Here is a 26,269-nt window from a genome sequence, read left to right on the forward strand (position 1 = left end):
GTTGAATAATGAAAATTTTTCTTTAGACGGGTATTTGGCAAATGCAAGTCATTCACATCAGTAATGTGATCTCAACCAACCACTCCGACAGTGAATTGGTAAAATTACTACAAATACCTACACCCACCGAGTCAACCAACAAAACCCGACACATCAGGATTTAATCTCGCAAAAATAAAAAATACCAGAGCAATACCCAGTTACAACCCCATTTACCCTCGCACACCGAAATTTTGTTATGACATTGTAATAATGAAAACAGCCGGGATGTCCAATTGACCTTGCCGAAAAATCCCATTAGTTTGGAGATTCGCCACCTCAGGCGGACGGAACCACAAGAGCCAATCGCAATTTATGCAGTCTGTTGACGACAGCGCGATGCAAGGCCGAGCAAGGGAGAAATGCAATGTCACTATATGATCCAAAGCTGGAGAGGGATAACTGTGGCTTCGGCCTGTTGGCCCACATGGAAGGTGAAGCCAGCCACAAGCTTGTCCGTCTCGCGATGTCAGCATTGGCTCGCATGCAGCACCGCGGCGGAATCTCCGCCGATGGCAAGACCGGCGACGGCTGCGGTCTGTTGCTGCAAAAACCCGACAGCTTCTTTAGAGCGGTCGCCGAAGAGAAGGGATGGCACCTGGGCCGCAACTACGCGGTCGGTATGCTGTTCCTCAACCCCGATCCCATCCTGGCCCAGGCCACGCGCGACATCATCGACGAGGAGCTGGAAAAGGAGACCCTGAGTCTGGTCGGCTGGCGCAAGGTGCCCATCGATACCAATGTGCTCGGCTCCATCGCCAAAGCCTCCCTGCCCAGCATTGAACAGGTCTTTGTCAACGCCCCGCCCGGCTGGGTCGACAAGGATCTCGAGCGCCGCCTCTACATCGTGCGCCGCCGCATCGAGAAGCGCATCAGCGACGACTACTTCTATGTGGTCAGCCTCTCCAACCTGGTCACCGTCTACAAAGGGCTGTGCATGCCGGTGGACCTGCCGCGCTTCTATCTGGATCTCGCCGACATCCGCATGCAGGCGGCCATCTGCGTGTTCCACCAGCGCTTCTCCACCAACACCAGCCCGCGCTGGCCGCTGGCGCAGCCGTTCCGCTATCTGGCCCACAACGGCGAGATCAACACCATCGCCGGCAACCGCCAGTGGGCCAAGGCGCGCAGCTACAAGTTCGCCACCCCGCTCATCCCGGATCTGCAAGAGGCCGCCCCCTTCGTCAACACCACGGGGTCGGATTCCTCCAGCCTCGACAACATGCTGGATCTCTTCCTCGCCGGCGGCATGGACCTGTTCCGTGCCATGCGCCTGCTGATCCCGCCTGCGTGGCAGAAGCACCCGAACATGGATGACGACCTGCGCGCCTTCTACGACTTCAACTCCATGCACATGGAGCCCTGGGACGGCCCGGCCGGCATCGTCATGACCGACGGCCGCTACGCCACCTGTGCGCTCGATCGCAACGGCCTGCGTCCGGCCCGCTATGTCATCACCAAGGACAAGTTCATCACGCTGGCCTCCGAAGTGGGCACCTGGGACTACACCCCGGATGAAGTGCTGGAGAAGGGCCGGGTCGGCCCGGGCGAGCTGTTCGTGGTGGATACCAGCAACGGCAAGATCTGGACCAGCTTCGAGATCGATGACGATCTCAAGAGCCGCCACACCTACAAGCAGTGGATGGACAAGCACTGCAAGCGGCTGGTGCCGTTCGAGCAGATGGATGACGCCAGCACCGGCGCCCGCGAGTTCTCCGACGAGCAGCTGAAAACCTATCAGAAGCTGTTCGGCTACTCCTATGAGGAGCTGGATCAGATCATCCGGGTACTGGGTGAAAACGGCCAGGAAGCGGTGGGCTCCATGGGGGATGACACCCCGATGGCAGTGCTCTCTTCCAGCCAGCGCACCCTGTACGACTACTTCCGCCAGATGTTCGCCCAGGTCACCAACCCGCCCATCGATCCGCTGCGGGAGAACCACGTCATGTCGCTGGCCACCTGTATCGGCCGCGAGCAGAACGTGTTCAACGAGACCTTCGGCCACGCCCACCGGGTGCTGTTCCAGTCGCCGATCCTGCTCTACTCCGACTTCCACCAGCTGCTGGCCCTGGAAGGGGAGCACTATCGCCATCAGGTGATCAGCCTCAACTTCAGACCCGAAGAGGGGCTGGAAGCGGCCATTCTGCGCGTCTGTGAAGAGGCCAAGGCGGCCGCCAAGGCCGGCACCGTGCTGCTGGTGCTGTCGGATCGGGACGTCAGTGCCGACACCCTGCCCATCCCGGCCGCCATGGCGGTGGGGGCAGTGCAGCGCACCCTGGTGGACAACAACCTGCGCTGCGACGCCAACATCCTGGTGGAGACCGCCAGCGTGCGCGACCCGCACCACTTCTCGGTGTTGCTGGGCTTTGGCGCCACCGCCATCTACCCCTACCTAGCCTACGAGACCCTCGCCAAGCAGGTAGAAGAGGGCGTGCTCAAGATGAGCCTGCGCCAGGCCATGCTCAACTACCGCAACGGCATCAACAAGGGGCTCTACAAGGTGATGTCCAAAATGGGCATCAGCACGGTGGCCAGCTACCGCTGCTCCCAGCTGTTTGAAGCGGTGGGCCTCTCCAAAGCCGTGGTCGAGATGTGTTTTCGCGGCGTATCGAGCCGCATCCAGGGCGCCGATTTTGCCGACATCCAGCAGGATCAGTTCAATCTGGCCCGTCAGGCCTGGCTGGCCCGCAAGGCCCTCACCCAGGGTGGCCTGCTCAAATTCGTCCACGGCGGCGAGTACCACACCTACAACCCGGACGTGGTGCAGACCCTCCAGACCGCGGTGCGCTCCGGCAACTATGCCGATTACAAGGAGTACGCCCGTCTGGTGAACGAGCGGCCGGTCGCCACCCTGCGCGATCTACTCACCCTCAAGAAGGTCGACAACCCGGTGGCACTGGAGCAGGTGGAGCCTGCGGCCAAGCTGTTCCCCCGCTTCGATTCCGCCGCCATGTCCATCGGTGCACTGGGGCCGGAAGCCCACGAGGCGCTGGCGGTGGCCATGAACCGGCTCGGCGGCCAGAGCAACTCCGGTGAAGGCGGTGAAGATCCCAAACGCTTCGGTACCGAGAAGAATTCGCGCATCAAGCAGGTGGCCTCGGGGCGCTTTGGCGTCACCCCCCACTACCTGATGAACGCCGACGTGGTGCAGATCAAGGTCGCCCAGGGCGCCAAGCCCGGCGAGGGAGGCCAGCTGCCCGGTGACAAGGTGACGGCCCAGATCGCCAAGCTGCGTTACTCCGTGCCCGGCGTGACCCTGATCTCGCCGCCGCCCCACCACGACATCTACTCCATCGAGGATCTGGCCCAGCTCATCTTCGACATCAAGCAGATCAACCCAAGCTGCCTGGTGTCGGTGAAACTGGTGTCTGAGCCCGGCGTTGGCACCATCGCCTGCGGCGTGGCCAAGGCCTATGCAGACTTCATCACCGTCTCCGGCTACGACGGCGGCACGGGCGCGAGCCCGCTCACCTCGGTCAAATACGCCGGCTCCCCCTGGGAGCTGGGGCTGGCCGAAACCCAGCAGGCCCTGGTCGCCAACGGCCTGCGCCACAAGGTGCGGCTGCAGGTGGATGGCGGTCTCAAGACGGGTCTGGACATCATCAAGGCGGCCATCCTCGGCGCCGAGAGCTTTGGCTTCGGCACCGGCCCCATGGTGGCGCTCGGCTGCAAGTACCTGCGCATCTGTCACCTGAACAACTGCGCCACCGGGGTCGCCACCCAGGATGAGAAGCTGCGTCGCGAGCACTTCACCGGCCTGCCGGAGATGGTGATGAACTACTTCAAGTTCATCGCCGAGGAGACCCGCGAGCTGATGGCCCAGCTTGGCGTCACCCAGCTGACCGACCTCATCGGTCGTACCGATCTGCTGGAGGCCCTGCCCGGCCTCACCGCCCGTCAGGCCAAGCTGGATTTGTCCGGCATCCTGGCCCGCCCGGTGGCACCGGAAGGCTCCAGCCTGTTCAGCCAGCAGCACAACCCCACCTTCGACAAGGGGCCGCTCAACCTCAAGATGGTGGAAGACCTGCTGGACGCGGTGGAAAACATGAGCGGCGGCGAGTTCCGCTACGACATCCGCAACACCGACCGCTCCGTGGGGGCGCGCCTCTCCGGCGAGATCGTCAAGCGCCACGGCAACCAGGGGATGGCGGCCGATCCGGTTCGGGTTCACTTCAACGGCACCGCAGGCCAGAGCTTCGGCGTCTGGAACGCAGGGGGTCTCGAGATGATCCTCACCGGGGATGCCAACGACTACGTGGGCAAGGGGATGACCGGCGGCAAGCTGGTGATCAAGCCCCACGTCGGCGTGGCATTCAAATCCCACGAGGCGGCCATCATCGGCAACACCTGCCTCTACGGCGCCACCGGCGGCAAGCTCTATGCCGCAGGCACCGCCGGCGAGCGTTTCGCGGTGCGCAACTCAGGCGCGCTGGCGGTAGTCGAGGGCATTGGCGACAACGGCTGTGAATACATGACAGGCGGCATCGTCACCGTGCTCGGCGAGACCGGCGTCAACTTTGCGGCGGGCATGACCGGCGGCTTTGCCTACGTGCTCGACGAGTGCGGCAGCTTCGCCAAGCGCACCAACCCCGAGCTGGTTGAACTGCTGGATGTGGCGGATCTTGCCATCCACCAGGAGCACCTGCGCGGCATCATCACGGCGCACCTCAACGAAACCGGCAGCTCGCGCGCCGAGGAGATCCTGGCCAATTTCGACTCCTATGTGCCCAAGTTCAGGCTGATCAAACCCAAGTCCAGCGATGTCAAATCGCTGCTTGGCCACACCAGCCGTTCCAGTGCAGAACTCAGAATCCAGGCGCAATAAGGAGGGAACCCTATGAGCCAGAACGTATTCCAGTTTATCGACGTCCAGCGGGTCGACCCGCCCAAGAAGCCGCTCAAGATCCGCAAGATCCAGTTTGTGGAGATCTACGAGTCCTTCAACCAGGCCCAGGTCGGCATGCAGGCGGATCGCTGCCTCGACTGCGGCAACCCCTATTGCGAGTGGAAGTGCCCGGTGCACAACTACATCCCCAACTGGCTGAAGCTGGCCAACGAGGGACGCATTCTGGAGGCGGTGGAGCTCTCCCACCAGACCAACAGCCTGCCGGAGGTGTGCGGCCGCGTCTGCCCGCAAGACAGACTGTGTGAGGGTGCCTGCACCCTCAACGATCGCTTCGGCGCCGTCACCATCGGCAACATCGAAAAATACATCACCGACAAGGCGTTCGAGATGGGCTGGCGCCCTGATCTCTCCAAGGTGGTCAAGACCGGCAAGCGGGTCGCCGTCATCGGCGCCGGTCCCGCGGGCCTTGCCTGTGCCGACGTGCTGGCGCGCAATGGCGTGACCCCGGTGGTGTTCGACAAGTATCCGGAAATAGGTGGCCTGCTCACCTTCGGCATCCCCTCCTTCAAGCTGGAGAAAGAGGTGATGCAGCGCCGGCGCGAGATCTTCGAGGGGATGGGGGTGGAGTTTCGCCTCGAGACCGAGGTGGGCCGTGACGTCACCTTCGCCGACCTGCTGGGCGAGTTCGATGCGGTTTTCCTCGGGGTCGGTACCTACAAATATATGAAGGGCGGTTTCGAGAACGAGTCTGCGCCGGGGGTTTACGACGCCCTGCCCTACCTCATCTCCAACGCGAACCGCTTGCTGGGCTTCGAGAAGGCTCAAGCCGATTATATCGACTTCGCCGGCAAGCAGGTGGTGGTGCTGGGGGGCGGTGACACCGCCATGGACTGCGTGCGCACCGCCATCCGCCAGGGTGCCGATCGGGTTATCTGTGCCTACCGCCGCGATGCCGAGAACATGCCGGGCTCCAAGCGGGAGGTGAAGAACGCCCAGGAGGAGGGGGTGGAATTCATGTTCAACCTCCAGCCCATCGGCGTGGAGCTGGACGCCCATGGCCGCACCTGCGGCATCAAGGTGGTGAGCACCGCGCTCGGTGAGCCCGATGCCAATGGTCGCCGCAATCCTGTCGTGATCGAAGGCTCCGAGCAGGTGCTGGCTGCCGATGCGGTGGTGATGGCGTTCGGCTTCCAGCCCAACCCCCAGCCCTGGATGGCAGAGTACGGCATCGAGCTCGACAGCCGGGAACGCATCAAGGCGCCGGAGCAGGCAGAGTATGCCTTCCAGACCAGCAACCCCAAGGTGTTCGCCGGTGGCGACGCGGTGCGCGGCTCTGATCTGGTGGTGACCGCCATCTACGAGGGCCGCAAGGCCGCCGAAGGGATCATGGACTATCTGGCCGTGTAAACCGCCATCCCTGACCTGTACCAACCAACAGACAGCCCCGCTTATGCGGGGCTGTTGTTTTATGTTTGCCGCAAACCGCGATGCAATACCGGGTACACCCTAGCCAGGTCATGCCGGTGGGGCGCTTGGAGATCATGAAAAAGGGGACATGAGACGAGCGGTGGGATGGTCACGGCACATCATGAACGGCTCCGCTGGCGGTATCGCGCCAGCGGAGGGGATCAGGCGGGTTGCGGCTCCCGCGGTATGGTGGTGACCCAGTGGCGACGCCAGTGCGGCGCCTCGTAGAGATCGGGCCAGAACTCGGTCTGGTGCCAGATGGCATTGCCGCGCACCGTGTGGAAGGTGATGGCACGGGCCTCCACCTCGCCATCGGTGATCAGCACCTCGGTCACCACTTCCCGCCCCTGCTCCAGCAGGCGGACGACGTCGAAATTCCAGGGGCCGGCCGCCGGATAGCGCCGGTTGATCTCGACGAAGTTGCTGCGCCCCTCGATCCGCTCCCCCGACTGGGGCCAGTCGCAGATGAAGTCTTCACACAGCCAGCGGCTGCCTTGGCAAAATCATTGCTCTGCATGGCCTGCCAGTAGGCCTCCACCACCGCTCTTGGTTCCATCATCTTGTTTTCCATGCCAGCCCTCCTACAGACGCACCACCAGCCACTCCCCCTTGCCCACCGGCACCAGCGCGGTCGCGAAGGCCGGATCCAGCACCGCCAGCAGTTCGCCGGTATCGCGGGTAATGTTGAGCATCTTGCTGCCACGGGAGTGTTGTGCGCCGTCGCGCCGCTCACCAAACAGCTCCAGCTCCCGTTTCAGTTGTTCCAGTGCCATGTCTCCTCCTTGACGGTGTAAACGAGTCGGCCCGGTGCATGGCATGGCTGGGCCGACCCCGATGTTCATCATGTGGCTGCCTGTTCGTCATCCGGGGGCGTATCCCCCAGCAGGTAGCGAGGGCCGCTGCCAAGGGCGGCGGCCTGATCATCCGGATTGTAAAGTGCGCAGTGCTCCAGCGAGAGACAGCCACAGCCGACACAGGCGCCGAGCTTCTCCTTGAGCTGCTGCAGGGCCGCGATGCGCCGATCGAGCAACCCCTGCCACTGACCGGCAATCCCGACCCAGTCGCTGCGATCCGGGGTGCGCCCCTCGGGCAGGCCGGCCAGGGCCTCGCCTATCTCGCCAAGGCTCAGCCCCATGCCCTGCGCCACCCGGATGAAGGCGATGCGGCGCAGCACATCCTGGGGATAGAGCCGCTGCCCCCCGTCGCTGCGCACGCTGCGGATCAGCCCCTTCTGCTCGTAAAAGCGCAGGGCGCTGGCCTTGACGCCGGAGCGTTTGGCTATCAGGCCGATGGCAAGCCATTTGCGTTCCATCGCCAAGCTTGACCTCAAGTTATCTTTAACTTGCACAATCCTGTCTCCCCTCATGAAAGGAGTCAAATGATTATGCATTATCTTCATCAACTGCTCGATACCAACCAGGCATTTGCCCTCAATGGTCGCGGCACCACCAACCACTGCCCGATGGCGCTGCACGCCCTGCATGAGATGGACGCCAGCCCAGCGCGGCTGCAGCATTTCTTTGCCCACTGGCAGGCCAATCATGCCCTGCCGGGGGGCGAACAACAGCAGGGGGATGAAAAGGAGATGCAGTTTGTCCGGCTGCGTCAGCAGTTGGCAGCACGGCTGGCCGACGAGGGTTGGCTGCCCGCCTTTGGCGACCTGCTGGAGCAGGGGCTCTCCCCGGCAGGCGGCGCCTTTCATCCGCTGATCCGCCTGGCCTTCGCGCTGGAAAATGGCCACCTGGGAGAACAGGCCACCGCCTTGGCTGCCTGGCAATGCGACCCCTTGCGGGTGCCGGCCGGGCAGGGAGCACCGGTGCAGGATATCGACGACCTGCTGAGCGTGCTGGCGCAGCAGTGGGAAGGGTCGCGCTGGCAGGGCGACTGGATTACCGAGCGACTGCGGCAGGTGACGGATGCGCCGACCTGGGCGGCGAGATTGCCAGGCGGGCTCCCGTCATCCTCGGATCTGCTGGTGCAGCTGGCCGACGCGGCCCTCGCCCTCTACTGGCAGACCGGCAACTTTACCGTGCTGCACATGGTGACCGGCAGCCGCGCCGCAGCCATCGTCGCCCGCCATTTGCCCGCTCCATGGCAAGGACGCTGGCAGACCCTGATGTGGCAGGCGGTGGCGGCCGCCTATGTCACGGTCGGCGCACCGTCACTGCAAAGGCCGGTCTGGCCCGATACCGGCAAGCTGGCGTGGCAACACGTGCTGGCCAGCGCGGTGGAGAGCCTCGACGATCACGTGATCAAGCTGGTGCACTGCTGCTGGCGGGAGGGGCTCGCCAGGCCTTTGCTGGCGGAGCGTTATCTGGCGGTGGCTGCCCGCGCAACGGGTCTGCTGGCGCCCCTTAGCAGGCCGGATGCCATCTAAGGGCTGGGCTCCACAGGATGGGGCCGCCCTTAGGAGGCGGGCAGCCGGGTGAAGTGAATGACGGGGCAGCGGGGAGCCACGCCCCGGGTCAGGGTCAGCGGCTGGGCACGGTAGCTCAGCCGGTAGCTGCCGGGCCGGGAGAGATCGTAGACCAGGGTCAGATCCGCGTCGGCCCGACTCTGCTGACCAGCCTCCAGCAGGAAGAAATCCTCGGCGCCCGGGTTGCCCCGCTTGGCCAGCGGGCCCTTGTAGGGCAGCGGCTGTTCATCGAGGGTGAGATCGATGGCATCGGCAAACCAGCCTTCGAACGGCGTGAACCAGCTCAGCACCTCGAGCGGCACCTCCCCCCGGTTGGTCAGGGTCATCACCAGCGGCAGCGGCTCGTTGACCCGGCTTTGTGCCTTGACCGACAGTTCGCACTGCAGGGGGGCCAGCGCCAGGGTGGTGAGCAAGAGTGTCATCATGGTCGCTCCTTCCTGTGACAAACGACATGGACAAAAAGGGGCCTTGCGGCCCCCGGTCGGCAAATCAGTTTTCGCTCGGCGTGTTCTCGGCGAAGTACTCGTGGTTGTCGGCGTTGTTGAGCGCCTTGACCGGATCCGTCTTCGCCAGGTTGCGGGCATTGGCCTGACCGTAACCCAGATCATCGGTGCCCGCCACCACATTGAAGTGGCTCAGCTCGTGGACAATGGTGCCGGCACGGGAATCAGTCCCGCTGACCGGTGCGGTCCAGAAGCTCTTGCACAGGTAGACCTTGTAGGGCTGATCCGGATAGACATAGGCAAAGTAGCTCTGCTTGCAACCGCAGTCGAAGGTGAGCGGCTTGTTGTCGATGGCATCCTTGATCTTGCTGAAGTGGGTCTCGGCCTGATCCCAGCGCGACGCATCATAGGCGCCAAACCAGCTGCGGTAACGCTGGCCATCCGGCTTGTCCACCGCCAGGTAGCTGCTGGAGTTGTTGGTGATGCCGCTGGCGGCATCGAGCGCCGCCAGGATGTCGCTCTTCTGGGTGTTGGTGCAGCGGCCGCTGAAGCTGACCGAGGCGGTCACCGCTTGCGGCTCGACCGGGGGAGCCGCCTTGGCCAGCACCCGTTCGTCGCTCACCCCTTCCACCCACAGAGTCACGGCATTGGACTCGCTCGCCTGGGCCTGCTTGGCCTTGGCGGCTTTCGTCTCTTGTGGCAGCGTCGGCAGCAGATAGCGAATGCTGTACTGCCCTTGGGCGCTCATGTCGTAGAGACCGGAGACTTCAGCCTGCACCGTCAGGCTCTGGCCGGCCTTGAGCAGCTGGAAGTCCTTGTCGGTCGGGGCAGCCCGCTTGATCAGAGCCCCCTCATAGCTGACCTGCTGGCCGTCCCGCTCCACCAGGAACAGGGGGGCATCCTCGCTGCCCGGCAGTTGCCATTTGAGCAGGCGAACCGGTTTGTCCCCTGCGTTGGTCAGGGTCAGGTTGACGCGCACGTCGTCGCTGCTGCCATCCACCAGGGTGAGCTTGGCATCGAGCCCGGCGGCGCAGAGCGGAGAGGCCAGCACGCCGGCCAGCATCAGGGCAATGGGTGTCGCTTTCATCATGTTTCCTCATTCATTGAGTATCGCCTTGTCAGGCGGTTTGCTTCCTTCAAGGCCCTCTTCGGGGCTCAACCACCCTAGAGCAGTTTTTTTCTGCGACCATCCCACCATATGGGTGACGCCCCCCAGGATAGGGGGGAACGCCGGGCATCCCTCGCTGCTGCGACAACAACCGCGGCCCCTCCCCCTTCCCTTGTCTGCGGAGGATTGCGCCCATAAAAAACCCCGGCACCGGGCCGGGGTCTCAGGCAAAAGGCACTCACTTTTTCAGGGGCCCACCAGCAGGGCCAGTGCCGGCAGCGCGTTGTCCGGCACCAGCCGGTAAGCCTTGTGGTGCTTGACCAGGGTGGTCTTCTTGTTGCCCTGGCTCAGCAGCAGGCCGTGGGTGAAGGCGCCTTGCGCCAGTCGGGCCTCGTCGCCGCGCACATAGAGGGTGAGCGGCTTGACCAGCTCACCCGCCTCGATATGGCCCTGATATTCGCTGGCACTGATGATGAGGCTCGGCTGACCGCCCGACTGCAGGCGCAGCTTGGCGCTCACCTCGCTGTCGGTGATCACTAACCAACCCTCGGCCGCAAGCTCGGCCAGCAGGGCCGCCAGCTTGCTCCCCAGCTGCAGCGGTTCGCATGTGGCCCGCTCATACTGGCGAATGATCCGCTCAAGCAACCCCTTGAGATCGGCGCCGGCCCCCAGGGTGCGGCCCAGCTGCACCCACTCTTTCAAATCCTCCATCACCAGCCGGGAGAAGCGCTTCTCCTTGAGGGATTCCGCCATCCAGCTGCAGAGAAAGTGGCTCTCTTGCGCCGGGGTACGCTTGCCAGCCTTCTGCTCGGCGGTACGGGCCAGTTCGGCCAGGCTCTGGCTGGCCATCTCGAGCAGGGCCTGATTGTAGGTGGGAGAGGTCATAAGCAATCCTTCAGTCGACCACCACGGGTCAACACCGATAACAGAGAAGGCAAAGGCGCCAGTGGCGCCTTTGCGGTTCAATAGAGCGGCCTGCGCACCTTATTTCGGCTGACGCGGCTTCTTGGCGGCCGCCAGACGCTTGAGACGCTGACCCTGCAGCTTGGCTTCGGCCATGGCCTGGGCGGCGGCGTTGTCTTCGCGCTGGGGGCGCTTGCCGAAACGACGGCGCTCCTGCAACTGCTTGATCAGATCGTCGCGGTTGCTTACCTCGTAGCCCGGCACCATGATGCGGCGGATCTTCTGGCCGATCACCGCCTCGATCTCCAGCAGGGTGCGCTCTTCTTCACGGCTGACAAAGGAGATGGCCATGCCGCTCTTGCCGGCGCGACCGGTACGGCCGATGCGGTGCACATAGTCTTCGGCGAGGAACGGCAGATCATAGTTGACCACGTACTCGAGGTTCGGGATATCCAGCCCGCGGGCGGCCACTTCGGTGGCCACCAGCACCCGCAGCTTGCCTTCACTGAATTCGCGCAGGGCGCGGCGACGGCTGCCCTGGGCCTTGTCGCCGTGCACCACGGCGGATTTGATGCCATCCAGGTTCAGCTCCTCAACCAGCTCGTCGCAGCTTTCGCGGGTGCTGGCGAACACCAGCACCTGCTGCCAGTTCTGCTTGCCGATGAGCTCGGAGAGCAGCTCGCGCTTGCGCTTCTGCTCCACCGGGTAGACGGTGTGGCTGACGGTGTCGGCAGTGGAGTTCTGCTTGTTGACGGCCACCACCTGCGGCTTGTCCAGCATCAGGTTGGCCAGCTTCTTCACCGCCTCGGAGAAGGTGGCGGAGAACAGCAGGTTCTGGCGGGTCTTGTTGACCGCCTGCAGGATCTTCTGCACATCGGCACTGAAGCCCATGTCGAGGATGCGGTCCGCTTCGTCCAGCACCAGGGTCTCGACCCCGGAGAGGCTCAGGTTGCAGGCGGTGAGATGTTCGAGCAGACGGCCCGGGGTCGCCACGATAATGTGAGCGCCCGCTTTCAGCCGCTTGGCCTGCACGTCCTGCTTGCCGCCACCAACGATGGTGAGGGTGGTGATATCCAGATACTTGGCGAAGTCATTGATGTTGCTCGCCACCTGGGCCGCCAGCTCGCGGGTCGGGGTCAGGATCAGCACCCGGGCGTTGGAAGGCTGCACCGGCGCCGGATTGTCCACCAGTCGCTGCAGGATCGGCAGGGCGAAGGCGGCGGTCTTGCCGGTGCCGGTCTGGGCGCTGGCCAGCAGGTCGCGGCCACGACGCACGGCCGGGATGGCCTGACTCTGCACAGGGGTCATCTCCTGATAACCGCACTCTGAGATGGCGCGCAAAATCTCGGGGGCAAAATCGAACGATTCAAATCTCATAATGGGTTCCTGTGTTCCAGCGGGACTGTGGCTGGCCTGGTTGGCTCGGCATGAGCAAGAAGTCGGCTATGACCACCGACGGCTGTGCCTGACATCAAGTCAGAGAGTGGCCGGAAAATGGCGGGCGCGAAGTGTAACAGATAGGCGGCGCAAATTCTGCCTCAAAAACGCCCCTTTTCACGGCGTCCCGGCTCGCCCCCATGGGCCGGTCCGGGCTGGCTCCAGCTTAGCCTCCCCGCCCGTTTCTGACCTGGAAATCACGCTGAAACAGGCACATGCGGATGGCGGTGCGGTAGTGACCATCGATGAAGAACTCCTCTTTGAGCTCCCCTTCCGGCTCGAACCCCAGCGCCTGATAGATGTGGATGGCGCGGACATTGTCCCGATCGACAATGAGATAGAGCTTGTGCAGGTTGAGCACGTTGAAGGCGTACTTCATCGCCTTGAGGGTCGCGCTCTTGGCATACCCCTTCCCCTGATGGGCGGGGGCGATGATGATCTGGAATTCGGCGCGGCGATGGATGCTGCGAATGTCCACCAGTTCCACCAGCCCCACCTGGTTGCCCGCCACCTCGAGGATGAAGCGGCGCTCGTGCTGATCGTGGATATGCTTGTCATAGAGCTGGGCCAGCTCCATGTAAGCCTCGTAAGGCTCCTCAAACCAGTAGCGCATGATGCTGGCGTTGTTGTTGAGCTGATGGACGAACTTGAGATCCTCGCGCTCGAGGGGACGAAGGGTCAGGGTGTCGGGGGATGACATAAGGTACCTGCTTGCAGATTGAAGGGGCACCGACCCGCCAAAGGGGCGGCGCCATAAGATGAAGAGGGTGAAAACACGGTGGCGAGGCTCCTTGCCATGCCGCTTAACGAATACGGTTGGTCGGTCGCTTGAGCAGACGGACGGCGATGGCCGCCATGGCGATGATGAAGAGACCGAGCGAGGTCACCAGCAGACACTTGGTCAGCAGCTCGTGGTGCTGGGCGAATACCGGAGTCGCCATCACGAACTTGCCCACCAGGCTCAATACCAGGGCCCAGAGGAAGGCGCTGGCGAAGCTGGCGATCATCACCCGTGGCAGATGCAGGCGCGAGACCCCCATCAGCATGGGCGTCAACACCCGCACGAATGGCACGAAGCGGGAGGAGAACATGGCCCAGAAGCCGTAGTTGTGCAGCAGGCGCGAGGCCCGCGGCAGGCTGCCGTCCGGGATCATCCGCTCCACGTGCCCCATGAAGGAGGTGCCGTGCAGCGCCTGGCCCTGCACGTAGGCGATCAGGCTGCCAAGTCCGGCGGCAAGCGGCATGTAGAGCAGCGTCACCTCAGGCCCCAACACCCCCCATGCCCACCAGGCCGCCGGCCAGCAGCACCAGGCTGTCGCCGGGCAGGGGCAGGAACACGAAACTCGATTCGAGAAACAGGATCACCACCAGGCAGGTGACGAGCAGACCCACGGCCTGCATCTGGATCAATTGGTCAAAGTCCTGTTGCCATATGGCAAGCAGCATCTCCTGCATCTGGTGACTCCCATCAACTTCATGAGGTGGCCCGACGGCCTCCGGTGCGGCAGACCCTCCCCTGTCGCCAACCCCTCTCTTCCCTGAGGGAGGCCCGTTATACACCCGGCCAAGTGAACAAGAAATTAATACAGGTCACGGATAGGCGAGATAATCGGCTGCGGGCCCTAAAAAATGAGGCCCGCATCTGTCGTGCGGGCCCCGGCCATCCAGCCACTCAGCGGTATTTGAGCCGCTGCAGCTTGGTGAGGGTGAGCAGGGTCTGGGCCGAGAGATCGCACACCGACAGCACGAAGGCGAGCTCGTCCGGGTGCCAGACCTCCTCCAGCCGGGCCCACTCGGCGATGATGAAGCCAAGCAGCTCATCCCCGTGCTTGAGGGGCGCCATCAGGATGGTGCCGGAGAGCCCCTCCAGCCCGAGCTGGGCCAGCATGGCGCCAAAGCGGGTCAGATCGTAGGGCTCGCGCAGGATGAGGCAGGGCTCGTGCTCGGGCTTGGAGGATTCGTAGCGCCCCTGGATCAGCGCATAGGGCAGGTGAAACCCCTGTTGATGGTGGAGCTTGGGCAGGAAGAAGAGATCCTGGCAGTACATGGATTGCCTGTCTTCGGCACTGAACCAGACGCTGGCCCGCACCGCCCCGGTGCCGGCGCAGATCGCCTCGTTGATGTGACGGGCGGCCTGGCCCGGATCCTCGCCGGTCAGCAGATCGCTCTTGGCCAGGTGAATGAGGGCGCCGTGCTGCAGCTTCTGGCGGGCTTCGCTGTCGGCCTGCTGCTGGCGCAGGCTGTCGAGGTGATCGAGCATCCGATTGCAGTCGACGGCCACCTGGGAGATCTCGTCACTGCCCTCCACCAGCAGGCGGCGCACCGCGCCGTCCTCGCCGATGAGCCGCAGATTGGCACTCAACCGCTGCAGGCGGGCGGCGATATAGCCGTTGAGGATCAGCAGCACCAGGCCGCCAAACAGCAGTACCCCCAGGCTCAGCAGCCAGAAGATGCGCCGCTCGACGGCCTTGCCCTCCAGCATCAGATCCCGTGGCAGGGTGAAGCGAAAGATCAGGGGATCTTCCTCTCGCAGGGTATCGATCTGGGCCAGGGTGAGCAGCCGCTCCTCCTGCGGCAGGATCAGGCTGTCATTGGCCCTGAGCCTGGCCAGGGTGGTGACCCCCAGGCTGGTGGCCAACTGCTGCGGACTGAGAAACGAGAGCGACAGATTGGTGCGCTTTTGCAGCTGATGAACCAGCCGGGTGTTGAAAGCCTTGAGCAGCAGCAGGGTGCCGCGGCTCGGCCCCTCCCCCTCGCTGGTCAGGATCTGGGTGGCGGCCAGCAGGTAGTAGCGCTCCCCGTCGAACCAGATGCCGCCATTGGGCTTGAGGCTGCCGTAGCGCACCAGATAGTCGGTGAGCGGCGCGAGCTCGTCCGGTGTCTGCGCCAGCAACTTGCCGCCGTGATAAGCAAAGGCCACCTGCGGCTGCTTATCAGCATCATAAAGAGCCACCAGATCCACCGCCAGGGTTTCGAAGGTGCGGGCGTTGAGGTTGGCCGCCAGATAGGCGGGATCCCGGCTCGCCATGTAGGCGTAGGTATCATCCCACTCAGACCAGTCCTGCCCCAGTATGGTGAGCTGATCCAGTTCGGCCTGCACCACGGCCCTGACCCGCTCTCGGTTGCGCTCCACGCTCAGGCGCTCCAGCTCGCCGAACTTGTTGCCCACCACATAATGGAGGCCGACATAGCCGACCCCCAGCAACAGCAGCAGCGTCAGCACTATGGTCAGCGTAATCTTGCGGCTGATCTTCATCTTTACCCACACTCCCGAACAGGTGACCCATTGAGTTTAATGGATTTTGCCTCGCCATCCGCCTTGTGTGCGAAAAACCTCGCAAGGGCGCTCAGCCCTTCGCCGCGGGGAGAAAACGTCGCCAGGAAAGGTTCATTCGACTCGGCATATGAGCTGTCAAGCCAGCCAAAAATCGCTACAGTGTAACCGTGCCTCAGCGCAAGAGGCGTCACGGAGCCCGTCATGCTCACACCACTCGCTCACCCGCTGCGCAGCGCCCTGCTGCTCACCCCGCTGCTTGGCCTCGGCCAGCCGGCCATGGCCGAGGAGGAGTCGCGGGTGCAACAGCGCGCCAATGCGGTGGTCTCCCTGATGACTTTTACCGTGGTGCCCGACATCACCGCCAGCAACATCAACATCGGCAGCGGCACCAATCAATCCTCGGCCCTCAACATGACCCAGGTCGGCGGCGGCGCCACCATGAGCGAGAGCGTGCCGGTTTATCTGGAAGGGACCCTGGGATTCAGCCGCTACGATCCCCAGTTCGTGATCAGCAACGGCAGCGAGAGCCGCACCCTCCCCACCAAGTGGAACAGCCTGACGGCCACCGGCGGGATCGGCTGGGACATAGGGCTGCACCGGGACAGACACGGCGGCAACCTGGTGCTGCGCCCCATCGGCAACGTGACCCTCGGCACGGTGGCGAGCGATCTGCGCATCGGCAACTGGCTGCTAGGCCAGTACACCGGCAAGAACCTCGACTTTCTCGATGGCGGCCGGCTCGACGTCTATGGCCTCGGCGGCGCCATGATGCTGGACTACGAGCTCTTCTCCCCCACTCAGGACATCGACGCCGAGCTGCGCTACTCCTATCAGCACCTGCAGAGTTTTGGCGGCACCGCCGCCAGCGTGACCGGCCAGGCCAACGCCGAGAATCTCGGCCTCTATCTGCGCCGCCGCGCCCCCATCGGCAATCTGACGCTGCTGGGCAAACCCGTGCGCTACGTGATGGAGGGGGCCCGCACCGAATACCTGGGCGAACAGCGCGGCCTGCTCGGCTTCAACTCACTCAACTCCCTCGGCCTCGGGCTGGAGCTCGACAGCAGCAAGTACGATATCTTCGTCACCCGCACCCGGCTGGTGGCCCGCTATATGTTCAGCCACAACACCAGCGGCTACGGCGTCGGGCTGGCGATGAGCTTCTAGGCCACTCCCTGCGGCTTCTTCCCTCTCTATCACTGGCACAAGAGTAGTGATGAGCAACTCAGTTAGTGCAAGCGGTCACACATTCCCTCTGTTCAACTCGCTACAGTAGTTCACTTCGGCACCCCATTTTCCGGATGGCACCAATCCTGTGGTGCCACACCAGGCTCACGCCAATCAGAGTGCACCGTCGCCAGAGTGGTATCGGGAGCGAGGAGAGATGACATGGACGTTACCGCCCTGATGGCCGTTCTGCTGAACCAACTCTGGTTTCTTCTGCCAGTGCTGTTGATTGCCACCCTGATCAAAACACCCTGGTTCAAGGGGATGATCGGGGAGTGGTTTATCAATCTCAGCCTCCGTCTCTTTCTCGACAAGCAGGAATATCACCTGCTCAAGGACGTGACCCTGCCCACCCCGCAGGGCACGACCCAGATAGACCATGTGCTGGTGTCACGCTTCGGGGTCTTCGTGATAGAGACCAAAAACATAAAGGGGTGGATATTCGGCAATCCTGCCCATAAGAGCTGGACCCAGCAGATCTATCGCCGCAGGCACAGTTTTCAAAATCCCCTGCGCCAGAACTATCTGCATGTGATGACCCTCAGATCCCTGCTTGGGCTGGCGGATCACCAGCTTCACTCCATCATCTACTTCATTGGCGACTGCACTTTCAAAACCCCCATGCCGGACAACGTGATGAACCGCGGGCTCATTCGTTATATCAAAGGCAAAACCACACCGGTTTTGACACCTGCCGAAGTCACCCGGGTTATCGACACCATCCAGCGGGGACGACTGGCCGCCAATTGGCAGACCCACAGACAGCATGTCACCCAGCTCAAGGCTCGGCACGGAGTTGCCACCCAGCCTGTACCCGCCAGCATACCGACCTATCACAGCCCTTCACCACCAGCGGCCATCCATCAGGCAAACTGCCAGTGCCCCATGTGCCCCAACTGCGGCAACCCCATGGTGCTGCGCACCGCCAGTCGAAGCGACAACAAGGGAAACCAGTTCTGGGGATGCAGTGACTTCCCGAAATGCAGGGGGACCATAGCGCTGATGAAGTAGAGGGGGAAACAAAACGACGGGGGCATAAGACAAAGGCGGCCAATTGGCCGCCTTTGTTACTTTTAGCAATCAGCGGATCGTCGCCATCTTCTGCACGCAGCGCTGCTCGCGCTCATCCACCCGCTTGGCAAACCAGGCGGTGGTGAGGTTGCGGGTGATCTTGGGGCTTTTCAGCTGGATGCCAGGCAGGATGGCGCGGGGCAGCCGCTTGCCCGCCTGCTTGTCGGCCAGGGTGAAGACCCTGTGGTAGAGGTCGCTCTGGGCAAAGTCGCTGCTGTCGCCGAGCTTGAGGCTCTGGTGGATGGCCTGCTTGCTCATGCTGAGCTGGCCGGCGATGGCATGAACCGCGAGCTCGGTCTTGCCCGGCAGATCGGAGTCGTAACGAATGAGATCCCCGTCCAGCGCCAGGGTCTTGCCACTCAGCCGGCTCACTGCGGCCTGGAAGGCGGCATTGCGGCTCGCATACCAGCCCGCATTGAAGTCGGCGAAGCGATAGAGGGTGTCGGGGTAGTCGGCCAGGTAGCCGAAGATGTGCTTGGTGCCGAACCAGATGCCGCCGCGGCGGGTGAACACCTCGTGGCGAATGGAATCCTTGACCGGATAGGGGTAGCCGCGGGTGTTGGCCTCGGCAAAGGCGACGCTCACCTGCATGGGGCCGCCGGTGCGCACCGGGTTCATGTTGCCAAAGAGCTGCTTGCCCATCGGCACCTCCCCGATCATGTCTTCAAAGATCTCGCTCATCTCCCGCTCGGTACGCAACTTGTCGATGCGCTCGGCGTAGGTCTTGCCGGTGGGGGATTTGATGGAAAGCGCTGTGCGCACCACAAACTCAGGGATCAGCAGCTTGCCGGCGCGGGCATTGATCTCCTTCCAGGCTATCTTGCCAAGGCCCGGCACCACGGGGTCGGCCTGGTAGGTTGCCTCCTGCTCGGCCACCGCCAGCACGGTACAGACGTTGTGATCGCTCACCGTCAGCCCCTGACTGGTAAGCGCCGTCACCACGTCGTTGGCCCAGCCCGGCTTGTCCACCACGTTGCGCGGCAGGAAGGTGACGATACGGCTCTTCATGTCGGCCGGCTTTTGCGGCTGCATCGCCTTGGGAATGGGACGCCCCGCCGGGGTCACCGAGCTCGACGGCGTGGCCGGTGCAGGCGGCTCGCTGGCACAACCGGCGAGCAGCAAGGCAAGAGAGAGGGGGGCCAGCAGCGGGACCAGATAATGACGACGGACGATGAGATGAGACATGAATGCTTCCCGGTAGATGAGGCGCCCAGCCCCTACAGAGGGTATCCGGACGCAGACAGGCAGGGCATTGTAGAGGATTGAGGCGGGGAGCAGAAGCCATCAATGACAAGGCCCCCGCCTGCGTGACGAGGGCCCCGGGGGGGATTTGGCGCCGGGATCAGGCGCTCTGGCGCAGCGCCTCTATCTGGGCGGCGCCATTGATCACCGCCTGCAGGGAGGCGCTGACCACGTCGCGGCCGATGGCTACCCCACAGGTGCGGGTCCCATCGACGCTCAGCAGCACGTAGGCGGCGGCGCGAGACTCGGTGCCGGCGCTCAAGGCGTGCTCGGAGTAGTCCAGCACGTCGATGTGCATGCCGGTCTGGCGTTGCCAGCCGTTGACCAGGGCCGTGATGGCCCCCTCCCCCTCGCCACTAAGCTGCAGGGTGCCCGCCGGGGTCTGCAGCTCGAGGCGCAAACTCTCTTGGCTGTCGCGACCAAGCTGGAAGCGACCGATGCGATAACCGTGGGCAGGCTCGAGGTAGTGGCGCTCGAACAGGGTGCGGATCTGCTCCGGGCTGATTTCGCTGCTGCTGGCTTCGGCCTGCGCCTGAACCCGGCGGCTGAAGTCAATTTGCAGCCAGCGCGGCAGTTGCAGACCGAGGTCGCGCTCCAGCAGGTAGGTGACGCCCCCCTTGCCGGACTGGCTGTTGATGCGGATCACCGCCTCGTAACTGCGGCCCAGATCGGCGGGGTCTATGGGCAGGTAAGCCACGTCCCAGTAGTGGTCCGGTTTTTCTGCCGCTAGGGATTTGCGGATGGCATCCTGGTGGCTGCCGGAAAACGCCGTGTAGACCAGCTCGCCGGCATAGGGGTGGCGCGGGTGCAGGGCAATCTGGGTGCAGGCCCCGACGGTTGCGACGATGGCATCCATGTCGGAGAGGTTGAGCTCTGGGTCGATCCCCTGGCTATAGAGGTTCATGGCCATGGTGACGATGTCCATGTTGCCGGTGCGCTCGCCGTTACCGAGCAGGGTGCCCTCGATGCGATCCGCCCCCGCCAGCACCGCCAGCTCGGCGGCGGCCACTCCGCAGCCCCGATCGTTGTGGGTGTGGATGGAGATGCTCACCTCGGGCCGCGCCTTCAAATTGCGGCAGAACCACTCCACCTGATCGGCAAACACGTTGGGGGTGCTCACCTCTACCGTGGCGGGCAGATTCAGGATCATGGGGCGGGCTGCGCTGCGCCACTCATCGATGACGGCGTCACACACCTCGACGGCGAACTCTACCTCGGTGCTGCTGAAACTCTCCGGCGAGTACTGAAAGCTCCACTCGGTGCCCGGATTGCGGGCCGCATACTCGCGCACCCAGCGCGCCCCCTGCACCGCGATGGCCTTGACCCCGTCGCGCCCTGAGTTGAACACATAGTTGCGCTGGGTCGGGTTGACCGAGTTGTAGACATGGACGATGGCCCGCTTGGCCCCCTTGAGGGCCTCGAAGGTACGGGCAATCAGATCTTCGCGCGCCTGAACCAGCACCTGGATGGTGACGTCATCGGGGATGAGGTTGCGGTCGATAAGCTCGCGCACGAAGTCGAAATCGGGCTGGGAGGCTGCCGGAAAGCCAACCTCGATGTGCTTGAAGCCGATGTGCACCATCAGCGCCCACATCTGCAGCTTCTGGGCCACCGTCATCGGCTCGACCAGCGCCTGGTTGCCGTCGCGCAGGTCCACGGCGCACCAGAGCGGAGCCCGTTCCAGCACCCGGTTGGGCCACTGACGATCCGCCAGATTGATGACGGGGGCGCGGCGGTATTTGCGATGATCGAAGCTCATATTCTGATTCCCTTGGCTGATAGACGAACGGCCGACTGGCGGCTGACAGAGGGACGAAGAGAGGGAAGCGGGGCGGCGCGATAACGCCGGCCCTGACGAGTCGCGAGGCGATAAGCCCACGCCCGGTATCCTGTGGCCCTTCCCGATAAGAAGGACCGGCCGCACAACCCGATAAGGCTGCGGGCCCGATCTACTCGCCCCTGCATCGGCAGGCGCAGACGATCTGGTCGTTGACTCCTGTGACGAGAACCCAGTATAGAGAGGCGACGCAGGCGAGAGATTGCAAAGAGCGCTGTAAAATACATCTATTGCACAATCATTGTGATGTTTTATCTGATTATTGAGTGACTCTCTCCCCAAGGTTCCCTGACCAGGCATTTTCCCCTCTGTCCCGCAGCCTTCGGCCAATAAAAAACCCCGCCATCGCTGGCGGGGGTTTTATCGGGTCACGAAGGAGGCGTCCCTCCTTCATCACGCGCTCTTAGCGGCTTTTCAGCTGGCTCTCGACCTTCTGGTGCAGCTCCTGCACCGAGCTCACGTTGGCGGTAGCATCGACAGTGATGGCCATGCAGGTGGCGAACGCGGCGTGCAGCGTGGTGGTGTAAGCCACCTTGTGCTGCAGGGCGCCACGGCGCAGCTGCTTGGAGTCCTCGATGGCGCGGCGGCCCTCGGCGGTGTTGACGATGTAGGTGTACTCGCCATTCTTGATGCGATCCAGAATGTGCGGACGGCCTTCGTGCACCTTGTTGACCAGACGCGGGTTGATGCTCGCCTCACCCAGGGTCACCGCAGTGCCGTGAGTGGCGTCGAGGTCATAGCCCAGCTCCAGCAGCTTGGCGGCCAGGTTGACCACCCGCTCCTTGTCGCCGTGGCGCACGGAGAGCAGGGCGCGACCTTCGCGCGGCACCTGGTGACCGGCCCCCAGCTGCGCCTTGGCATAGGCCTCGGCAAAGCTGCTGCCCACGCCCATCACTTCACCGGTGGAGCGCATCTCCGGCCCCAGCAGCGGGTCGACACCCGGGAACTTGGCGAACGGCAGCACTACCTCTTTCACCGAGTAGTAGGGCGGGATGATCTCGCTGGTGAAGCCCTGCTCTTTCAGGCTCTGACCGGCCATGACGCGGGCGGCGATCTTGGCGAGCGGCGCGCCGGTCGCCTTGGAGACGAAGGGCACGGTACGGGCGGCACGGGGGTTCACCTCGATGAGGTAGATCTCGTTGTCCTTGACCGCGAACTGCACGTTCATCAGGCCCACTACGCCAAGCTCCAGCGCCAGTTTGCGCACCTGCTCGCGCATCTCGTCCTGGATGGCCTTGGACAGGGTGTAGGGCGGCAGGGAGCAGGCGGAGTCACCGGAGTGGATACCGGCCTGTTCGATGTGCTCCATGATGCCGCCGATGACCACATCCACGCCATCGCAGATGGCGTCCACATCCACCTCGGTGGCGTCGTCCAGGAAGCGGTCCAGCAGTACCGGCGATTCGTTGGAGACGCTCACCGCCTCGGCGAAGTAGCGGCGCAGATCCTGCTCGTCATAGACGATCTCCATGGCGCGACCACCCAACACGTAGGAGGGGCGAACCACCAGCGGGTAGGTGATGCGCTCGGCGGTCAGCACCGCCTGCTCCAGGGCAGTGACAGTGCCGTTTTCCGGCTGCTTGAGCCCCAGACGCTCGACGGCGGACTGGAAGCGCTCGCGGTCTTCGGCGCGGTCGATGGCATCCGGGCTGGTCCCGATGACCGGCACGCCGTTCGCTTCCAGGGCGCGAGCCAGTTTCAGCGGAGTCTGGCCGCCGTACTGGACGATGACGCCCTTGGGCTGCTCGACCCGCACGATTTCCAGCACGTCTTCCAGGGTGACCGGCTCGAAGTAGAGGCGGTCGGAGGTGTCGTAGTCGGTGGAGACGGTTTCCGGGTTGCAGTTGACCATGATGGTCTCGTAACCGTCTTCGCGCAGGGCCAGCGCCGCGTGTACGCAGCAGTAGTCGAACTCGATGCCCTGACCGATACGGTTCGGGCCGCCACCGATGACCATGATCTTGTCGCGGTTGGTGGGGTTCGCCTCGCACTCCTCGTCATAGCTGGAGTACATGTAGGCGGTGTTGGTGGCGAACTCGGCGGCGCAGGTATCGACCCGTTTGTAGACCGGGAAGATGTTGTGGCGGGCACGCAGCTTGCGCACTTCCCCTTCGGCCACGCCGAGGATCTTGGCCAGACGCGCATCGGAGAAGCCCTTGCGCTTCAGCGCCCGCAGGAAATCGGCATCAAGACCCGCCATGCCGCGCTCTTTCACCTGCTCTTCCAGCTTCACCAGCTCTTCAATCTGCACCAGGAACCAGGGGTCAATCTTGGTCAGGCGGAATACGCCGTCCATGGAGAGACCGGCGCGGAACGCATCGGCGATGTAGAAGATGCGATCGCTGCCGGCATCCTGCAACTCGTGACGGATGCGGGTCAGGGCGTCAGGGGCGTTGAGATCCAGCATGGGGTCAAAACCGCTCTTGCCGGTCTCGAGGCCGCGCAGGGCCTTGTGCAGGGACTCCTGGAAGTTGCGGCCGATGGCCATCACTTCACCGACGGACTTCATCTGGGTGGTCAGACGGTCGTTGGCGCCGGCGAACTTCTCGAAGTTGAAGCGCGGTACCTTGGTGACCACGTAGTCGATGGCCGGCTCGAAGGAGGCCGGGGTACGACCGCCGGTGATGTCGTTCATCAGCTCGTCCAGGGTGTAACCGATGGCGAGCTTGGCGGCGATCTTGGCGATGGGGAAGCCGGTCGCCTTGGAGGCGAGCGCGGAGGAGCGGGAGACCCGCGGGTTCATCTCGATGATGACCATGCGGCCATCTTTGGGGTTGATGCCGAACTGGACGTTGGAGCCGCCGGTCTCGACGCCGATCTCGCGCAGCACCGCCATGGAGGCGTTGCGCATGATCTGGTACTCCTTGTCGGTCAGCGTCTGGGCTGGCGCGACCGTGATGGAGTCACCGGTGTGGATGCCCATGGGGTCGAAGTTCTCGATGGCGCAGACGATGATGCAGTTGTCGTTGCGATCCCGCACCACCTCCATCTCGTACTCTTTCCAGCCGATCAGCGACTCGTCGATGAGCAGCTCTTTGGTCGGCGACAGATCCAGGCCGCGCTCGCAGATCTCGACGAACTCTTCGGTGTTGTAGGCGATGCCGCCACCGGAGCCACCCATGGTGAAGGAGGGACGGATGATGCAGGGGAAGCCCACTTCCGCCTGTACCTTCCACGCCTCTTCCATGTTGTGGGCGATGCCGGCGCGCGGGCACTCCAGGCCGATGCTGCGCATCGCCTTGTCAAAGCGGGAGCGGTCTTCGGCCTTGTCGATGGCGTCGGCGGTGGCACCGATCATCTCGACGCCGAATTCGGCCAGCACGCCGTGTTTCTCCAGATCCAGTGCGCAGTTCAGTGCGGTCTGGCCGCCCATGGTGGGCAGGATGGCGTCCGGGCGCTCTTTCTTGATGATCTCGCGCACCACTTCCCAGGTGATGGGCTCGATGTAGGTGGCGTCGGCCATCTCCGGGTCGGTCATGATGGTGGCCGGGTTGGAGTTCACCAGGATGACGCGGTAGCCCTCCTCGCGCAGGGCCTTGCACGCCTGGGCGCCGGAGTAGTCGAATTCGCAGGCCTGGCCGATGACGATGGGGCCGGCGCCGAGGATCAGGATGCTCTGAAGGTCGTTACGTTTTGGCATGGCTCTCTTTATCCTCTTAGGCGCGATACTGCTTAATCAATTCAATAAAGTGGTCGAACAGACCGGCACAGTCGTGCGGGCCCGGGCTCGCTTCGGGGTGACCCTGGAAGCTGAAGGCCGGACGGTCGGTGCGATGGATGCCCTGCAGGGACCCATCGAACAGGGAGACGTGGGTGGCGCGCAGGCACTCCGGCAGGCTGTTCTCGTCCACCGCGAAGCCGTGGTTCTGGGCGGTGATCATCACTGTGTTGTCGTCCAGGCTCTTCACCGGGTGGTTGGCACCGTGGTGGCCAAACTTCATCTTGACGGTCTTGGCACCGGAGGCGAGACCCAGCAGCTGGTGACCCAGGCAGATGCCAAACACCGGGGTGTTGGTATCAAGGAAGGTCTTGATGGCCTCGATGGCGTAGTCGCACGGCTCGGGGTCACCTGGGCCGTTGGAGAGGAAGATGCCATCCGGGTTCAGCGCCAGTACCTCGGCAGCCGGAGTCTTGGCCGGCACCACGGTCAGGCGGCAGCCGCGGTCCACCAGCATGCGCAGTATGTTGCGCTTGACGCCAAAGTCGTAGGCCACCACGTGGTATTTGAGCTGGTCGGCATCCGGGGTGACGTGCCCCTTGCCGAGCTGCCAGCTCCCTTCGGTCCAGTTGTACGCCTCGCCAACCGTGACCTCTTTGGCCAGATCCATCCCCTTCAGACCGGGGAAGGCGCGCGCCTGTTCGAGGGCATAGGCTTCATCAACCTGTTTCCCGGCCAGAATGCAGCCAGCCTGAGCGCCTTTCTCGCGCAGGATGCGGGTCAGTTTGCGGGTGTCGATGTCGGCGATGCCAACGATGTTGTGGGACTTGAGGTAATCGGAGAGGGATTGCTGATTGCGGAAATTGGAGGCAAGTATCGGAAGGTCCCGGATGATCAATCCCTGAGCGTGGATTTGACTGGACTCTTCATCTTCGCTGTTGGTGCCGGTGTTGCCTATATGGGGGTAAGTGAGGGTGACTATCTGACGGGAATAAGAGGGATCGGTGAGGATTTCCTGATAGCCCGTCATCGACGTATTGAAAACCACTTCACCAACGGAACATCCCTCGGCGCCTATCGACACGCCTTTGAACACAGTTCCATCTTCCAGCACTAGCAATGCAGTGTGATTCAAGACAACCTCCAGTTATTTAGCTTTAAATTCAGCAATTTACCTGGGTGTTGCGGGCTCGGTTCCGGCCTTGGACAGGACTCGAACCCGGCAGATTTCTGGCAAATTGGGCGCATTTTACTTAAAAACGATCGCATTTCAACGTCTTTTCTCATTCGAAATGCATCTA

16 protein-coding genes and 3 pseudogenes are annotated in these 26,269 nt (G+C 63.1%); 5 read left to right on the forward strand and 14 right to left on the reverse strand.

The genetic code is table 11. The features are described from left to right. Window positions 1-406 precede the first annotated feature (406 nt). Together gltB and CAK78_RS15280 are read left to right on the forward strand one after the other, a co-directional pair. Window positions 407-4,864, forward strand: a complete 4,458-nt coding sequence (gltB, locus tag CAK78_RS15275; RefSeq protein ID WP_094697831.1) for a glutamate synthase large subunit — start codon at window positions 407-409, stop codon at window positions 4,862-4,864. Between the two features lie 12 nt (window positions 4,865-4,876). Next, entirely contained in the window at window positions 4,877-6,292 is a 1,416-nt protein-coding gene (locus CAK78_RS15280) for an FAD-dependent oxidoreductase (RefSeq protein WP_094697832.1), read from the forward strand. 221 nt (window positions 6,293-6,513) lie between these two features. On the opposite strand, the pseudogene CAK78_RS23395 reads toward CAK78_RS15280, so the two are convergent. The 3 genes and pseudogenes from CAK78_RS23395 to soxR all read right to left on the reverse strand — a co-directional run bounded on the left by CAK78_RS23395 (window position 6,514) and on the right by soxR (window position 7,664). Beyond that, window positions 6,514-6,923 (reverse strand): annotated as a pseudogene (locus tag CAK78_RS23395) (nuclear transport factor 2 family protein). A 76-nt stretch (window positions 6,924-6,999) separates the two neighbouring features. Beyond that, a pseudogene (locus CAK78_RS15290) lies at window positions 7,000-7,125 on the reverse strand (methyltransferase); the annotation flags it as partial. Between the two features lie 68 nt (window positions 7,126-7,193). Then, on the reverse strand, window positions 7,194-7,664 hold the full coding sequence (gene soxR / locus CAK78_RS15295) for a redox-sensitive transcriptional activator SoxR (RefSeq protein WP_094697833.1): 471 nt from the start codon (window positions 7,662-7,664) through the stop codon (window positions 7,194-7,196). Between the two features lie 66 nt (window positions 7,665-7,730). On the opposite strand from soxR, the gene CAK78_RS15300 reads away from it, so the two are divergent. After that, window positions 7,731-8,729 carry a questin oxidase family protein gene (locus CAK78_RS15300; protein ID WP_176452813.1) on the forward strand — a complete coding sequence of 333 codons (999 nt, stop codon included), beginning with the start codon at window positions 7,731-7,733 and terminating at the stop codon, window positions 8,727-8,729. A gap of 29 nt (window positions 8,730-8,758) precedes the next feature. Here CAK78_RS15300 and CAK78_RS15305 read toward each other — a convergent pair whose 3' ends face one another. The 7 genes and pseudogenes from CAK78_RS15305 to CAK78_RS15335 form a co-directional block, all read right to left on the reverse strand. Further along, window positions 8,759-9,193, reverse strand: coding sequence for a protease (locus CAK78_RS15305; RefSeq protein ID WP_176452814.1), 435 nt, complete (start codon window positions 9,191-9,193; stop codon window positions 8,759-8,761). A 64-nt stretch (window positions 9,194-9,257) separates the two neighbouring features. Then, on the reverse strand, window positions 9,258-10,301 hold the full coding sequence (locus tag CAK78_RS15310; protein WP_176452815.1) for a M35 family metallo-endopeptidase: 1,044 nt from the start codon (window positions 10,299-10,301) through the stop codon (window positions 9,258-9,260). 264 nt (window positions 10,302-10,565) lie between these two features. After that, window positions 10,566-11,204 carry a DUF2913 family protein gene (locus CAK78_RS15315; protein WP_017786183.1) on the reverse strand — a complete coding sequence of 213 codons (639 nt, stop codon included), beginning with the start codon at window positions 11,202-11,204 and terminating at the stop codon, window positions 10,566-10,568. A gap of 99 nt (window positions 11,205-11,303) precedes the next feature. Continuing rightward, window positions 11,304-12,599, reverse strand: coding sequence for a DEAD/DEAH box helicase (locus CAK78_RS15320; RefSeq protein ID WP_176452816.1), 1,296 nt, complete (start codon window positions 12,597-12,599; stop codon window positions 11,304-11,306). 226 nt (window positions 12,600-12,825) lie between these two features. After that, entirely contained in the window at window positions 12,826-13,359 is a 534-nt protein-coding gene (gene speG / locus CAK78_RS15325) for a spermidine N1-acetyltransferase (RefSeq protein ID WP_094697834.1), read from the reverse strand. Window positions 13,360-13,462: 103 nt separating this feature from the next. Continuing rightward, window positions 13,463-14,114 (reverse strand): annotated as a pseudogene (locus CAK78_RS15330) (DedA family protein). Window positions 14,115-14,331: 217 nt separating this feature from the next. After that, window positions 14,332-15,915 carry a CHASE4 domain-containing protein gene (locus CAK78_RS15335; protein WP_094697835.1) on the reverse strand — a complete coding sequence of 528 codons (1,584 nt, stop codon included), beginning with the start codon at window positions 15,913-15,915 and terminating at the stop codon, window positions 14,332-14,334. A gap of 222 nt (window positions 15,916-16,137) precedes the next feature. Here CAK78_RS15335 and CAK78_RS15345 point away from each other — a divergent pair, with 222 nt between their 5' ends. Together CAK78_RS15345 and CAK78_RS15350 are read left to right on the forward strand one after the other, a co-directional pair. After that, window positions 16,138-17,100: an autotransporter domain-containing protein gene (locus CAK78_RS15345; RefSeq protein WP_094697837.1), complete on the forward strand. Its 963-nt coding sequence runs from the start codon at window positions 16,138-16,140 to the stop codon at window positions 17,098-17,100. 222 nt (window positions 17,101-17,322) lie between these two features. Beyond that, window positions 17,323-18,171 carry a nuclease-related domain-containing protein gene (locus CAK78_RS15350; RefSeq protein WP_094697838.1) on the forward strand — a complete coding sequence of 283 codons (849 nt, stop codon included), beginning with the start codon at window positions 17,323-17,325 and terminating at the stop codon, window positions 18,169-18,171. Between the two features lie 69 nt (window positions 18,172-18,240). Here the strand turns inward: CAK78_RS15350 and CAK78_RS15355 are convergent, their stop codons facing one another. From CAK78_RS15355 to carA, 4 genes are all read right to left on the reverse strand, one after another. Then, the gene (locus CAK78_RS15355; RefSeq protein WP_094697839.1) at window positions 18,241-19,416 is read right to left on the reverse strand and encodes a DUF1615 domain-containing protein; all 1,176 of its coding nucleotides are present in this window, start codon (window positions 19,414-19,416) and stop codon (window positions 18,241-18,243) included. Between the two features lie 157 nt (window positions 19,417-19,573). After that, window positions 19,574-21,232, reverse strand: a complete 1,659-nt coding sequence (gene leuA, locus CAK78_RS15360; protein ID WP_094697840.1) for a 2-isopropylmalate synthase — start codon at window positions 21,230-21,232, stop codon at window positions 19,574-19,576. A 481-nt stretch (window positions 21,233-21,713) separates the two neighbouring features. After that, a complete protein-coding gene (gene carB, locus CAK78_RS15365; RefSeq protein WP_094697841.1) occupies window positions 21,714-24,950 on the reverse strand; it encodes a carbamoyl-phosphate synthase large subunit in 3,237 nt (1,078 codons plus the stop codon). A 16-nt stretch (window positions 24,951-24,966) separates the two neighbouring features. After that, entirely contained in the window at window positions 24,967-26,103 is a 1,137-nt protein-coding gene (gene carA / locus CAK78_RS15370; protein ID WP_017766693.1) for a glutamine-hydrolyzing carbamoyl-phosphate synthase small subunit, read from the reverse strand. Window positions 26,104-26,269 lie beyond the last annotated feature (166 nt).

Origin of the sequence: Aeromonas sp. A35_P, from assembly GCF_002259925.1 — a bacterium.
Taxonomy (GTDB): Bacteria; Pseudomonadota; Gammaproteobacteria; order Enterobacterales; family Aeromonadaceae; genus Aeromonas; species Aeromonas dhakensis.